The 13,923-nt window shown below is 63.5% G+C and carries 16 protein-coding genes; 12 read left to right on the top strand and 4 right to left on the bottom strand.

The annotated features are described in order from the left end of the window. Positions 1-86: 86 nt before the first annotated feature. From AVCA_RS00365 to AVCA_RS27175, 9 genes are all read left to right on the top strand, one after another. A complete protein-coding gene (locus AVCA_RS00365) occupies positions 87-527 on the top strand; it encodes a hypothetical protein (RefSeq protein ID WP_012698771.1) in 441 nt (146 codons plus the stop codon). Beyond that, positions 467-838, top strand: coding sequence for a 50S ribosome-binding protein YggL (locus AVCA_RS27185; protein ID WP_367281687.1), 372 nt, complete (start codon positions 467-469; stop codon positions 836-838). The genes AVCA_RS00365 and AVCA_RS27185 overlap by 61 nt, the downstream gene beginning before the upstream one ends. Continuing rightward, positions 805-2,016 (top strand): RNA-guided endonuclease InsQ/TnpB family protein, encoded by a 1,212-nt coding sequence (locus AVCA_RS00360; RefSeq protein ID WP_012698770.1) that lies wholly within the window; start codon positions 805-807, stop codon positions 2,014-2,016. The genes AVCA_RS27185 and AVCA_RS00360 overlap by 34 nt, the downstream gene beginning before the upstream one ends. A 64-nt stretch (positions 2,017-2,080) precedes the next feature. Next, positions 2,081-2,284: a 50S ribosome-binding protein YggL gene (locus AVCA_RS27180; protein ID WP_081434865.1), complete on the top strand. Its 204-nt coding sequence runs from the start codon at positions 2,081-2,083 to the stop codon at positions 2,282-2,284. 73 nt (positions 2,285-2,357) lie between these two features. Further along, complete coding sequence (locus tag AVCA_RS00355) at positions 2,358-2,690, top strand: SMR family transporter (protein ID WP_041807485.1); 333 nt, start codon at positions 2,358-2,360, stop codon at positions 2,688-2,690. Positions 2,691-2,945: 255 nt separating this feature from the next. Then, positions 2,946-3,578 carry a Cap15 family cyclic dinucleotide receptor domain-containing protein gene (locus AVCA_RS25815; RefSeq protein ID WP_139240035.1) on the top strand — a complete coding sequence of 211 codons (633 nt, stop codon included), beginning with the start codon at positions 2,946-2,948 and terminating at the stop codon, positions 3,576-3,578. Between the two features lie 71 nt (positions 3,579-3,649). Beyond that, positions 3,650-4,201, top strand: a complete 552-nt coding sequence (locus AVCA_RS24095) for a GNAT family N-acetyltransferase (RefSeq protein WP_072432980.1) — start codon at positions 3,650-3,652, stop codon at positions 4,199-4,201. 609 nt (positions 4,202-4,810) lie between these two features. Beyond that, positions 4,811-5,757 (top strand): IS630 family transposase gene (locus AVCA_RS00340; protein WP_085930839.1). Its coding sequence is split into 2 segments (ribosomal slippage): positions 4,811-5,156 and positions 5,156-5,757, totalling 948 coding nucleotides; the frame shifts between segments, so codons are not numbered across the junction. A gap of 18 nt (positions 5,758-5,775) precedes the next feature. Beyond that, positions 5,776-6,003, top strand: a complete 228-nt coding sequence (locus AVCA_RS27175; protein WP_081434864.1) for a GNAT family N-acetyltransferase — start codon at positions 5,776-5,778, stop codon at positions 6,001-6,003. A gap of 235 nt (positions 6,004-6,238) precedes the next feature. Here the strand turns inward: AVCA_RS27175 and AVCA_RS00335 are convergent, their stop codons facing one another. After that, a complete protein-coding gene (locus AVCA_RS00335) occupies positions 6,239-7,000 on the bottom strand; it encodes a phosphatase PAP2 family protein (RefSeq protein ID WP_012698764.1) in 762 nt (253 codons plus the stop codon). Positions 7,001-7,398: 398 nt separating this feature from the next. Between AVCA_RS00335 and AVCA_RS00330 the strand changes: the two genes are divergently transcribed. Both AVCA_RS00330 and AVCA_RS00325 read left to right on the top strand, forming a co-directional pair. Continuing rightward, positions 7,399-7,767, top strand: a complete 369-nt coding sequence (locus AVCA_RS00330) for a DUF3175 domain-containing protein (protein ID WP_012698762.1) — start codon at positions 7,399-7,401, stop codon at positions 7,765-7,767. 150 nt (positions 7,768-7,917) lie between these two features. Beyond that, complete coding sequence (locus AVCA_RS00325) at positions 7,918-8,760, top strand: alpha/beta fold hydrolase (protein ID WP_012698761.1); 843 nt, start codon at positions 7,918-7,920, stop codon at positions 8,758-8,760. Positions 8,761-8,846: 86 nt separating this feature from the next. Here AVCA_RS00325 and AVCA_RS00320 read toward each other — a convergent pair whose 3' ends face one another. After that, positions 8,847-9,797 carry a homoserine kinase gene (locus tag AVCA_RS00320; RefSeq protein WP_012698760.1) on the bottom strand — a complete coding sequence of 317 codons (951 nt, stop codon included), beginning with the start codon at positions 9,795-9,797 and terminating at the stop codon, positions 8,847-8,849. A gap of 16 nt (positions 9,798-9,813) precedes the next feature. Next, positions 9,814-10,101 carry a DUF2782 domain-containing protein gene (locus tag AVCA_RS00315; RefSeq protein WP_012698759.1) on the bottom strand — a complete coding sequence of 96 codons (288 nt, stop codon included), beginning with the start codon at positions 10,099-10,101 and terminating at the stop codon, positions 9,814-9,816. Between the two features lie 75 nt (positions 10,102-10,176). On the opposite strand from AVCA_RS00315, the gene polA reads away from it, so the two are divergent. Next, a complete protein-coding gene (gene polA / locus AVCA_RS00310; protein ID WP_012698758.1) occupies positions 10,177-12,903 on the top strand; it encodes a DNA polymerase I in 2,727 nt (908 codons plus the stop codon). Positions 12,904-13,198: 295 nt separating this feature from the next. Here the strand turns inward: polA and AVCA_RS00305 are convergent, their stop codons facing one another. Further along, entirely contained in the window at positions 13,199-13,882 is a 684-nt protein-coding gene (locus AVCA_RS00305; RefSeq protein WP_012698757.1) for a TetR/AcrR family transcriptional regulator, read from the bottom strand. Positions 13,883-13,923 lie beyond the last annotated feature (41 nt).

The raw sequence follows: 13,923 nt of genomic DNA, 5'->3' as shown, positions 1-13,923 counted from the left end.
GAACAAGAGTAAGTTCCGATAACGATGTGAGAAACCCGACAACTCATTCGAATCGACGCCGCTCGACTCAGGCACTGACGACTACCATGCGATACCGCGCGATCACCCTTTCAATCATCGCTGCCTGGCTCGTCGGCTGTGGCGGCGACGACAACCTCGTTGCGTCCTATTCGATCGGAAAGGATGTGGCGCTTCGACTCGAGCTGAAGCCGATACACCCGTTCCTGGCGGAATACGAACGCATAGCGGTACTCCAGGGCTCCGACGGCTCCACTGTCCGCCAGAAGCTGGCCCTCGATACGGGCGGCTACTCGGCCACCAACCTGTACCAGTGCGGTCCGGCCCGTTTCATGCTCAAAGGCTATTTCGACAATTGGCTGATCGACACTGCCGCCGGCACCGTTCGTAGCGGTGCGTGCGACAGCCCTGTCTACATAGGCATATTCGAAGGAAAAGGCAGAGAGCCATGGCGTTTCCATTCCAGCCAGCAGCGGCCGGAGAAAGCGCTGATTCCGTCCGGCGGATAATCCAGCTCATTCGACTTCGCCGGTCGGCTCGGTCCAGGCGTGAGAACCCCATGAAACACACCGCAAAAACCAGAAGCCGCCGACTCCGCAAGAAACTTCACGTCGGGGAGTTCCAGCAGTTCGGCTTCGATGTCGAATTCAGGCTATCCAGCGGACTTTCCGACCGGTTCTGGGATGACCCGGTGCGCGGCAAGCCTCGGCCTTCAGGCCGGGGAAGGATAGCGCAGGGCGCGAAGCAGCCCTATACTCGCACCTGTACGAATAGACAGTATTTTCCATGCTTCGACTTCAAGCCTTCAAATTCGAAGTGATGCCAACCGGCGAACAGCAGCGCCAGATGCGCCGCTTCGCTGGCTCGTGCCGGTTCGTGTTCAACAAGGCATTGGCGTGGCAAAAGGAACGCTACGAACAGGGCGAATCGAGGCTCGGCTATGCCGGACTGTGCAAGCGGCTCACGGAATGGCGGCACGATCCGGAGACGGCCTGGCTGGCGGATGCACCGGTTCATCCGCTGCAACAGGCACTCAAGGACCTGGAGCGAGCCTACGCCAATTTCTTCGCCCAGCGGGCCGACTTCCCGCGCTTCAAGAAGAAGGGCCGGCGCGACAGCTTCCGCTATCCCGACCCGAAGCAGATCAAGCTCAACCAGGAAAATAGCCGCCTGTTCCTGCCCAAGCTCGGCTGGCTGCGTTATCGCAACAGCCGGAACGTGTCCGGCATGGTGAAGAACGTCACTGTCAGCCAGTGTTGCGGCAAGTGGTTCGTGTCCATCCAGACCGAACGCGAGATGGCGCAACCCATCCCGAAGGGTGGTGCGGTCGGCATCGACATGGGGGTGGCCCGCTTCGCCACGCTCTCGGACGGCACGTTCTACGCACCGCTCAACAGCTTCAAGCGGCATGAGAAACGACTGCGCAAGGCGCAGCGGGCGATGAGCCGCAAGCAGAAGTTCAGCAACAACTGGAAGAAGGCGAAAGCCCGCGTCCAGCGTATCCATTCCCGGATCGGCCATGCCCGCCGCGACTACCTGCACAAGATCTCGACCACGATCAGCCAAAACCACGCGATGGTGTGTATCGAGGACTTGCCGGTGCGGAACCTGTCCAGGTCGGCGGCAGGCACAACCGAAGTACCGGGCAGAAACGTTCGGGCCAAGTCCGGCCTGAACAAATCCATCCTCGACCAGGGCTGGTTCGAGTTCCGCCGCCAACTGGACTACAAGCTGGCGTGGAACGGCGGCTGGCTCGTTGCCGTGCCGCCACGGAACACCAGCCGCACCTGCCCGTGCTGCGGGCATGTGTCGGCGGACAACCGGCAGAGCCAAGCCCGGTTCGAGTGTGTGGAGTGTGGTTTCGAGGAAAACGCCGATATGGTCGGCGCGATCAATGTGTCAAGGGCGGGACACGCCCGGTTCGCCTGTGAAGTGAGCGATGCGGTAAGGCCGCCAGCAGCAGGAACCCGCCGAGGTGAGTCGGCCCGGGTGGGCTGAACACGGTAGGAATCCCCTTCCTTTCCGCCTTTGGGGCGGGCGAGTGTCAGCAAGAGGGGGGAGGATGTCAATTCATTGCCGATGCGATAGAAGCCAACGACCTCTTGTTCGGTGGCGGAGGGAATGGTTTCGTCGTACCCAGAGGCATGTTTCCGCAACCGAATTGCACCGGGAAATGCTTCGAACTTGGCTCAAGACCCGGCCGGAGATAATATCCGTTCGGGTGGGGCCACTGGTCGATGCGTGGTATCCGGATCAGCTCTCATGATTCACTCGATCCAGCGCCACCTCGCGACCCGGCCCGACCAAAACATTGAATATTCCGATCCGGGGTTATGCACATGCAGCAATGGATTTTTCTCTCGATAGCAATCGTCAGCGAAGTAATCGCCACCTCGGCCCTGAAGGCAACGGAAGGATTCTCCCGCCTGGGTCCCTCGCTCGCGGTCCTGATCGGCTACGCGACGGCCTTCTACTTTCTGTCCCTCACGCTGAAGACACTTCCGGTCGGAGTCGTCTACGCCATATGGTCCGGCGCAGGCATCGCCCTGATCACCCTGGTTGCATGGTTGTTCCTTGGGCAGACTCTGGACATTCCGGCAATCATCGGCCTGCTTCTCATCATTGCGGGCGTGCTCGTCCTCAACGTATTTTCCAGGACGGTTTCTCACTGAGGGGAACGAGTCCGTACGAACAATCGCGCGGGCCGGCGAGTTCGAGCACGGACCAATCGACGACATGAAGGAATAGCCTGTATGAAGGTACTTACTGCAAACGACTAATTTGCCGATCCGCGATCTTTGCGGATAGCATGAATTTTCCATCCGTACAGACATTCGGCCTGTAAGCAGATTTCAATTCAGCCTTTCATTCAACCAGATGGTCAGACAATCACCTGTTAGCTCAGTCGTCAGGCTGAAAGGAAAAACATGGCCCTTCATCCTTACTCCCTCGATGATTCCCTCAACGCTTCCGAGCGCCTGCACGTCGCGTACAAGCTAGCCACCGGAGCGAGCATTCTGGTTGGTGCGATAAGTGCTCTACTGGCTACGCTCACCCAGTATTGGCCTGCGATCGCGGCACTTGCCGCTCCCTCCACCATCATCGTCTATCTTTCTCTCGTTCGTGCCGTAGAGTCGTATCTATGGAACTGGAAGCCCGCCCGCCGACTTCTGGGAATCACGTTGCCTGACGTCAACGGTACCTGGACTGGTCAAGTCGCAACACGCAGGCGTGATGGAGTTCAGATAGCGGGTAACACGGGCAGGATGACCATCAAGCAGACGTGGTCGACGATAGGAGTCGAATTCGAAACGGATCGTACATGCTCCCACAGCATAGGAGCTTTCTTTTCTCTCGACGCAGCTCATTTGATACTGACAATCGAATACCGTGCCGACGTACGCAAGCTACATAAAGAAGACCCGAACGTTCGAGCCCATCGCGGCACATGCCGCTATCGAATTCGTGTCAAAGATGGCATCTGCGATCTAGACGATATCGAAGTCCCTTACTATACGGACCATCGGGAGACAGGAGTGATAACACTCAGGAAAATCTGATTCGAATACTTCGACATTCACACTTTTGGCGTAACAATGGCTGAACCTTGACATTATGCACAGAACCGAAGATGAGCCTATTTGAAACAGAACGATTGATCGTACGCCAATTGTCCCGACAGGACTTACCCGCTCTCACCGGGCTCCTGGGCGATCCAGAGGTAATGAAATACTCGGTACGAGGGGCCTGTGATGAAAATGCCGTACGCAGGTTCATCGATTGGACTTTGAATTGCTATGCATCGCGCGGTGTGGGCCCTTGGGCACTGCTGGAGAAGGGCTCCAATGACTTCGTGGGCTTCTGTGGCCTCGCCATGGAAATGATCGATGGAATTGAAGAAATAAACTTGGGCTATCGATTAGCCAAGCGCTACTGGAATCGGGGCTTGGCGTCGGAGGCTGCAAGAGCGGCCCTTGAATATGTCTTCGACAGAAGAGAAGTGGCTTCGGTAGTGGTGGTCATCGACCCAGAGCATACCGCTTCGCTCAAGGTCGCGGAGAAGCTCGGATTCCAGAATTTCCATGAAACTGACTTTCATGGGCGACCAGTACGCCTGTACCGGATGACCCATGGCCAATGGCATGAATCACGTCAGCGGACAATCCGGGCGGCAAGCTCATGATTGCATGCGCTGGACCGTCCCGACTGGAAACTCGAACGAACTCCGGTATCGCATTGCGACGGACATGTCGAGACATCATGCCTCCCGATGGTTCCAAGTGCCTCAGATCCGCACGGCATCCCGATGCGTCGTCACTGGTGGTCGAGGAAATGATTTCCCTACCGGAATTGAAGACCGGTGTCCTGATATGAAGGCATCATCCGGTCGATACGCCTAAGATGATTTCGCGGATACCAGAAACCCACTATCGCGCCAACCACGACTCACGAAACCGGCCGCCCGTGACCAACGAAAGCAGGTTTCCAGGAATCCGTTAAATGGTCGATATCAGAGCTGCGCTCGAATCGGATAGCGACGCCATTTCCGATTTACTGGCTTCCCTTGGCTATCCCGGGACGCAGCCTTTCATCCGGGCTCGGATAGGACAACTCCTCGCCCATCCCGATGAAGAGCTTCTGGTCGCCACCGACGGAACGACGGTCGTGGGCGTCATGTCGCTGCACTTCATTCCACAACTAGAGCATTTTTTGAAAACACGAATTCGACAAGCAGGGGTTGCTCTTCCTGGTCATTTCGGTTCTCCTCTCCCGCTCGGACAAGGAGACCAGAATGGCTCGGGCATACAGTGCGGACCTTCGCCGGCGCGTCGTCGACGCGGCCATGGGTGGGCTATCGGCTCGGCAGGCCGCCGAGCGATTCGACGTCGGGACGGCAACAGCGATCGTCTGGGTGCGGCGCTTCCGGGAAGGCGGGGAACTCGTCGCCCGCCGACAGGGCAAGCCCCGGGGCTTGCGGCTCGATCCCCATGCGGACTACCTGCTCGGCCTGCTCGAGCAGACCCCCGACCTGACGCTGGCCGAACTCGCCGCGACCCTCGAACGGGAGCGTGGCGTCCGTGTCAGCCTGGCGACGGTGTGGACGTTTCTCGACCGGCACGCCATGACGTTCAAAAAAAGACCGCGCATGCAGCCGAGCAGCAACGGCCGGACGTCCAGGCAGCCCGACAGGGATGGATCGAGGAGCAGTCCGGTTTCGATTGGCGCAAGCTGATCTTCGTCGACGAAACCGCCGCTTCGACGAACCTGGCCCGCCTGCGGGGCTGGGCCCCTCGCGGCGAGCGCTGCCGGGCCGCGATCCCCCACGGCCACTGGAAAACCACGACCTTTACCGCCGGCCTGCGGGTGGATGGCCTGAGCGCGCCGCTGGTGCTCGATGGCGCCATGAACGGCCCGGTCTTCCTGGCCTATGTCGGGCAGGTTCTGGTACCCGAGCTGACGCCCGGCGATATCGTGGTGATGGACAACCTGCCGGCCCACAAGGTGGCGGGAGTACGCCAGGCCATCGAAGGCGCAGGAGCCACACTGCGCTACTTGCCACCCTATAGCCCCGACCTGAACCCGATCGAGATGGCCTTCTCCAAGCTCAAGGCACTGCTGAGAAAGGCGGCGGCGCGGACCGTGCCGCAGCTGTGGCAGAGCATTGGCGAGGCGATTGCGCAGTTCTCTGCACAGGACTGCAGGCACTACTTCGAGGCAGCCGGATATGAATCGGGATAAGGTAAAAATGCTCTAGCTCTGGCGAGCGACTTCTGTCGCATCAGTTATTTTTGCGTGGACGAAGCGAGCAGAGGATCGGGAGTCGGCGCTGCCCTCGAATCGTATGCCACCGAACTGGCCATTGCTCGTGGCTGTGACCGGATGGAGGTTCACTGCCATTCCAGACGGACCGATGCCCACCGTTTTTATCATCGGCAAGGCTACGAAGAGTCGCCAAAGTATCTGATCAAATCATTGACTTCATGACGTTCGTTCCGCCCGCTCCGGAAACGATGGCTACCCGAAGTTTCCGACCGCGCTCATTTACAGTCGGCCCAAGTCGTCCGCGTGCCGCGAACGACTACGCGACATGTTCCACGGCCTGGCGCTCCGGCTATCCAGACGCCGGAGCATTCGACCGAAACAACGGAACGAATCCATCGTCCGGTATCGCAGCGCGACAGGCATGTCCCAGAGGCGACCATGCCTGCCCGTTCGCCGCTTACTTCAACCCCAGTGCCGTGCGGGTTTCCTGCCTGGCTGCCGCGAACTCGGCCTTGAACTCGGCATCGGCTTGCAGCAGCGCCGCCAGAGCCGTGCCGGCGCGATAACCCATTTCCAGGTCCTGGGGATAGTGCATGCCGGCGATCACGCGGCTTTCGGCATATTCCCGGGCACGGCTCCAGAGTTCGCTCTTGCGTTCCGGCACTATCTCGGACATGACGATGGCCGAAGCGGTAACGCGGGCTGCACGGCTGGAAGGCCAGGAGCCCTTGGTCGGCAGGTTTTCGCCCTGGGACTTGGCCATTTCGACGGACATCATGCTGGCCTGGGGCAGAACCTGGACACGGCCGTCGGCGGCAAAAGGCCGCTTCCGGTCGAAAACGTTCTGGGCCGCTTCGACCACAGCGGCCTCGGAATTGCCCAGACGGGCGAACAGCCGTGCGGTGGCGGGCAACTCGGCAGCGGTGAAATGCGCCCCCAGGACCTGGCCGAACATATCGAACACAGTGCCTTTGGCATCTTTCACGGCCTGGGCGATACGCTCCGCTCCGGCCGCTTTCTGGGCGGCCAGGATGGCCTCGACTTCGGCCTTCTGCTCGGGGCTGTCCAGGGTGGGCGGAGCGGGCAGGAGCAGGGTCAGATCCAGTCTGTCGATACTGCCGTAGGTCGGCGTTTCGTTGGAGTGGGCTGTCGCATGGCTCGTACCGAGCATTAACAGAGCGGCGATCAGGCCGGTGGCGAGGCGAGGATGAAGATTCATGCAGTGTTCCTTTGCGTCGTCGCTTGGAGAATTTTCGGGAAACCGGCGATATGGCCGATTGCCTGACTCAGGGCAAGCTCCATGCCACGCGCGAAAACGCACGTCCGGGTATGAAAGAAGCGTTTAGTTCCCTGATGTAGACAAATCTCCTTCTTTTTCAACGTTATACCGAGGTCCGCCGTTCACGGCCGAACATGTGCGTACACAGAGGTACGGGAACGCGCGCATCCACCCGGCGGGAACACGGAATCTCCACGTCCCTCCCGGCGCGGCGGTCTTGGAAAGGGTGCTTCACTCCAGGTATTCCACCCGATTGCGGGCCACTTTTCGCGATTCCGACGGGCATCCGGCTCGTATCGCCGGGAGCCCCGGAAGCGCCGCAACGACCGCTGGAAAGCATGACGCCCACACCCGCCAAGCCACAGGGAGACCCCCACGAAACGCAGTCGCCCACGGAAGAGCGGCAACGCTGGTCGCGGCAGGTCACGGAAAACAGCGATGCCCTCGATCTCGAACCGGGCGTATTCACCTGGGCCGATCCGCGCGCCATCGCCCGCTCCCTCAAGGCCAGCGCGGAGCGCAGCGAGCGCCGCAAGACCACGCCATTCCGCGCCGCCATGTCGATGCTCACGTTCTACATCAACCGTGCCGGGCGCCAGTTATCCGGGGAGCGGAAAGCGCGCCTGGAAGCGGCGAAGGATGAGCTTCGCGTGCTTTTCGAACGGCCACGCCGGGACAAGAAACCTCCCGGCAAGCCGCATCCATAGTGGAACCGCCGCGGGGAACGGCGCCGCAATCGCCTCCGTGCAGCCGACCATCCCGTGGCCCCGGGCCCTGGGTATTCCATACTTCGTGCGGCTATCCTCGAGAGAAGACCACGCAAAGGTTATCCCAGCCCCTGTCGGAGGAAGTGACCCATGGAGCGGTTCGTGCGGACCAACGGCATCCGTTTGCATTGCCTGGATCATCCCGGCGGCGATCCGCCGCTGCTGCTGATGCCCGGCCTGACCGCCAACGCCCATGCCTTCGACGGCCTGATCGAAGCGGGCCTGAGTCCGGCGTTGCGGGTGCTGGCCGTGGATCTGCGCGGGCGCGGGCTGAGCGACAAGCCGGACAGCGGCTACGGCATGGCCGAGCATGCCGCCGACGTGATCGGCCTGCTGGACGCGCTGGGGCTGGAGCGAGTGGTGCTGGGCGGGCATTCGTTCGGCGGCCTGCTGGCCCTGTACATGGCGGCGCACTACCCGGAGCGGGTCGGCCGGCTGGTGGTGCTCGACGCCGCCGGCTCCTTCCACCCGCAGGTGCGCGAACTGATCCAGCCCTCCCTGGAGCGCCTGGGCAAGGTGCATCCCTCCTGGGACGAATACCTGGCGACGATGAAGCGCTTGCCGTTCTACGCGGGCTGGTGGGAGCCGACCATCGAGAGCGCCTACCGGGCCGACGTGGAAATCCGCGGCGACGGCACGGTCAAGCCGCGCTCGCGTCCCGAGGCGATCGGCGAAGCGCTGGACAGGCTGCTCGCCGAGGACTGGCCCGGCATTCTCGCCGCCGTCCGCCAGCCCATGCTGCTGGTCAATGCCCCGGGCGCCTACGGGCCGCCCGGAACGCCGCCGGTCCTGCCGCGCGAGCAGGCGCTGGAGACGGTCGCGGCGGTGGCCGACGGGCGCTGCGTCGAGGTACCCGGCAACCACATGACCATGCTCTTCGGGGAAGGCGCCGCACGGACGGTGAAAGCGATCCTGGCATTCGTTCGCCCATAGCCGGTTTCCGGGCGTCAGGGTGAAAAAGCGCTACGCGCGTTTTCCACCCTGCGTGGGGATCGAGGGACCTTGCGAAGGAGGGGGAATTACAGGGCGAAGGGCAGGGCGACCTGGACGTGGCGGCGCGCCTGCAGGCGGCGGCGGAACACTTCGGGATCGTGGATCAGCACCTGCTGGCCGGCGAAGGCCTGGGCGGCGATCAGCCGGGACAGCCAGAAGCGCAGGCAGGCGATGCGCAGCATGGCCGGCCAGAGTTCGGCCTCGGCGGCGCGGAACGGGCGCTTGGCGGAGTAGGCGGCGAGCATGGCCTGGGTGAGTTGCGGATCGAGGCTGCCGTCTTCCTTCGAGCACCAGTCGTTCACGGCGATCGCCAGGTCGTAGAGCATGGGGCCGGCGAAGGCGTTGTAGAAGTCGATCACTCCGGTCAGGTGCGGGCCGTCGAACAGCGCATTGTCGCGGAACAGGTCGGCGTGCAGGTTGGCGGTAGGCAGGGCGAGCAGGCGGCTCTTCAGGCGGGCGACCTCGGCCAGCGCCTCGCGCAGCAGCGGCAGTTGCTCGTCCGGCAGTTGCAGGGCGAGTTCCGGGCCCTTCTCCAGCATCCATTCCAGGCCGCGGTCGCTGGGTCGCGGCAGCGGGCTCTTGCAGGTCGCCAGATGCAGGCGGGCGAGCAGCGTGCCGACTTCGCGACAGTGCTGCGCATTGGGCTCCTGCACGTGCCTGCCGGACAGGCGCGGCTGCAACAGCGCCGGCTTGCCGGCCAGCTTGCGCAGGGCCAGGCCGTCGCCGGTGCGCAGGGCGTAGGGCACCGGCAGGTCGGCCGCGTGCAGCACGTCGAGCAGTTCGATGAAGAACGGCAGATCGTCCATCTGCCCGCGTTCGACCAGGGTCAGGACGTACTCGCCCTGCTCCAGGGTGACGAAGAAGTTGCTGTTCTCGCTGCCTTCGGCAATGCCCTGGAAATCCAGCAGCCGGCCGAGCCCGTAGGGCGCGACGAAGGTTTCCAGCTCGTGGCGTTCGAGAGGGGTGAAGACCGACATGTTCAGGAGGGCTCGCTTACCATTCGAAGATTTTCCAGGCGGGGATCCGCATGGTCGGCTCGTCGGAGCGCACGAAATTGGCATCGTTGCCGTCGGCGCGCACCAGGAAATAGGGTTTGCCAAACTTGGGAGTGACCTTGATGGCATAGAGGAAACCATTGACGCGGTATTCCTCGATGGTCTTGTCGTCCTCCTCGCGGATGGTCACGTCCGGTTCGCCGGACGGCGCATCCTGCTGGGCGAAGGCGCCGACTGCGCCCAGAGCCAGCAGGCCGGCCAGCAGCAGGCGAGGGAAGGTGTGCATGATAACCTTGTCCTTTCGTCGTCAATGGTTCTCTCATTTTAGCGCCGCACCCGCGGAAAAGGTTGATTCTTCATCATGACCCAGACCCCCCTCGTCCTGGTGGACGGCTCCTCCTATCTGTACCGCGCCTTCCATGCGCTGCCGCCGCTGGCCACCTCCGGCGGCACGCCCACGGGGGCGGTGAAGGGTGTGCTGAACATGCTGCTGGCCCTGCGCAAGCAATATCCGGACAGCCCCTTCGCGGTGGTGTTCGATGCCAAGGGGCCGACCTTCCGCGACGAGTTGTTCGAGCACTACAAGTCGCACCGCCCGCCGATGCCGGACGATCTGCGGGTGCAGATCGAGCCGCTGCACGCCTGCGTGCGCGCCCTCGGCCTGCCGCTGTTGTGCGTCGAGGGGGTGGAGGCGGACGATGTGATCGGCACCCTGGCGCGCGGCAGCGCGCTCGACGGCCGGCCGGTGGTGATCTCCACCGGCGACAAGGACATGGCGCAACTGGTCGACGGCCACATCACCCTGGTCAACACCATGACCGGCAGCGTGCTGGACCACGCCGGAGTGGCGGAGAAGTTCGGCGTCGGCCCCGAGCTGATCATCGACTACCTGGCGCTGATGGGCGACAAGGTGGACAACATCCCCGGCGTGCCGGGAGTCGGCGAGAAGACCGCGCTCGGCCTGCTGCAGGGCCTGGGCGGCGGCCTCGATACCATCTACGCCAACCTCGAGCGGGTGGCGACGCTGCCGATCCGTGGCGCCAAGTCGCTGGCCGCCAAGCTCGAGGAGCACCGCGAGATGGCCTACCTGTCCCACCGGCTGGCGACCATCAAGACCGACGTGGCGCTGGATATCGAGATCGACGCGCTGCATCCGGCCGCGCCGGACCGCGAGGCGCTGATCGCCCTCTACCGCGAACTGGAATTCAAGAGCTGGCTGGACGAGCTGCTGCGCGAAGCCCATGCCGCCGGCCCCACGGCGGACCCGGCGGCGCCCGGCACGCACTACGAGACGCTGCTCGACCGGGAGCGCTTCGCGGCCTGGCTGGACAAGCTGAAGCAGGCCGGGCTGATCGCCTTCGACAGCGAGACCACCAGCCTGGACGCCCAGCAGGCGGAACTGGTCGGCCTGTCCTTTGCCGTCGCACCCTTGGAGGCGGCCTACATCCCGCTGGCGCACAGCTACATGGGCGTGCCCGACCAGCTCGACCGCGACGCGGTGCTCGCCGCGCTCCGGCCGATCCTGGAAGACCCGGCCAGGGCCAAGGTCGGCCAGCACGCCAAGTACGACATGAACGTGCTGGCGCATTACGGCATCGAGGTGCGCGGCGTGGCCTACGACACCATGCTGGAGTCCTACGTGCTGGATTCCACGGCGACCCGCCACGACATGGACAGCCTGGCGCTGAAATACCTCGGCCAGGGCACCATCCGCTTCGAGGACATCGCCGGCAAGGGCGCCAAGCAACTGACCTTCGACCAGATCGCCCTGGAGCAGGCCGGCCCCTACGCCGCCGAGGACGCCGACGTGACCCTGCGCCTGCACCAGTGCCTGTGGCAGAAGCTCGAGGCCATCCCGGCGCTGGCGAAGGTGCTGAAAGAGATCGAGATGCCGCTGGTCCCGGTGCTGGCGCGCATCGAGCGGCACGGCGCGCTGGTCGACGCCAAGCTGCTCGGCGAGCAGAGCCTGGAACTGGGCGAGAAGCTGCAGCAGTTGGAGCGCGAGGCCCACGAGTTGGCCGGCGAACCCTTCAACCTCGCCTCGCCCAAGCAGCTCGGCGCCATCCTCTACGACAAGCTGGGCCTGCCGGTGCTCTCCAAGACCGCCAAGGGCCAGCCGTCCACCGCCGAGAGCGTGCTCGCCGACCTGGCCGAGCAGGGCTATCCGCTGCCCCAGGTGATCATGCGCCACCGCAGTCTGAACAAGCTCAAGGGCACCTACACCGACAAACTGCCGCAGCAGATCAACCCACGCACCGGGCGCATCCACACCAGCTACCACCAGGCGGTGACCGCCACCGGGCGGCTGTCCTCCTCGGACCCGAACCTGCAGAACATCCCGATCCGCACCACCGAGGGCCGACGCATCCGCCAGGCCTTCGTCGCGCCCGAGGGCTACCGGCTGGTGGCCGCCGACTATTCGCAGATCGAACTGCGCATCATGGCCCACCTGGCCCAGGATACGAGCCTCTTGCACGCCTTCCGGAACGACCTGGACGTGCACCGGGCGACCGCCGCCGAGGTGTTCGGCGTCGCCCCGGAAGCGGTCAGCGCGGACCAGCGGCGCAGCGCCAAGGCGATCAACTTCGGGCTGATCTACGGCATGAGCGCCTTCGGCCTGGCCAGGCAGATCGGCGTCGAGCGCAAGGAGGCGCAGGCCTACATCGACCGCTACTTCGCTCGCTATCCCGGCGTGCTCGCCTACATGGAGCGCACCCGGGCGCAGGCGGCCGAACAGGGCTACGTGGAGACCCTGTTCGGTCGCCGCCTGTACCTGCCGGAGATCCACTCGAAGAACGGCGCCTTGCGCAAGGCCGCCGAGCGCACCGCGATCAACGCACCGATGCAGGGCAGCGCGGCGGACATCATCAAGCGCGCCATGGTGACGGTGGATGCCTGGCTGCTGGAGAGCGGGCTGGATGCGCGGATGATTCTGCAGGTGCACGACGAACTGGTGCTGGAGGTGCGCGAGGATCAGGTCGAGGCGCTCAAGGCCGGCCTGCTGCCGCGCATGAGCGGCGCCGCCGCGCTGGACGTGCCGCTGCTGGTCGAGGCCGGGGTCGGCGGCAACTGGGACGAGGCGCACTGAGCCGGCCACCGCGAAGCCGTCGGGAAAGCACGAACACTCCCGGAAAAGCCGCCCCTTCGTGCCAGAGTCCCGTTCGCCGCTCCGACTGAACTTTTGGCGCGATCGTGCAGTCAGACCCGGTACGATTGGCTGAAAAGCCTCTCGATGCTCCTTGTTGTGTTAAGTGTTGGCAGATATTCGGACTCTTCGGGGTCCGGAGTTGAACCCCGGGCTTCTTCCTCCCCCACACGAAGTCCGGGTTTTTTTTGCCCGGAATCCTCCGCTTCCATCTTGCCCGCCGCCCGGCGCCCGGCGCCTAAGCGCGCTCCAGGTCGGCCAGACCGGCCATCGCGAACCGCCACAGACCGTCCGCCAGCGTCGCAGGCGACTGTGCGAACAGCGGCTGGATCGGCGTCGCGCAGCGGCGGTCGACGATCAGCATGACCAGGCAGGGCGCTATCACGCTGAGGACCAGCCGCGGCATCCGCGGGTCCGTGGGCGCGATGGCGGCGATCTCGCCGACGATCGTGGCGAGCACCTCGAACTTGGGCTGCGTTTCCTCCTGGAAGACTCTCTCCAGCAATGACGTGGGCGACAGTATTTCGCGCGCCCACACCTGCATCGTCCAGTTGTCGGCATCCAGGACATGGCGGACCAGTTCGACGAGGAAGTGGTGCAGCTTGTCGGCCGCCGGCAAGGTACTGGCGGAAAGCTCCTGCAGGAACTCCATGCTCATGAAGCGGCGGTGGACCTCCTTGAGCACGGCCAGGTAAAGCCCGTCGCGACTGCCGAAGTGGTAGTTGATGGCCGCGATGTTGACGCCGGCCTGCTCGCAGATCGATTTGCTGGTGGTACCGAGGTAGCCCCGCTCGGCGAACAGGCGGCCGGCCGTCTCGATGATCTCGATACGGGTGGCGTCACCGTCGGCCCGGGGCTGTCGCCCCTTGCCGGCGAGGGCGGGGGTCCGGTTCGTGGCGGAGCGCTTGCGGGAGACGGGCATCGCGAATGACTGGACAAGAAAAGACCGATCCAGTATAGATC

It is taken from the genome of Azotobacter vinelandii CA, assembly GCF_000380335.1.
Lineage (GTDB): Bacteria > Pseudomonadota > Gammaproteobacteria > Pseudomonadales > Pseudomonadaceae > Azotobacter > Azotobacter vinelandii.
This window is presented reverse-complemented; position numbering and strand designations above follow the sequence as displayed.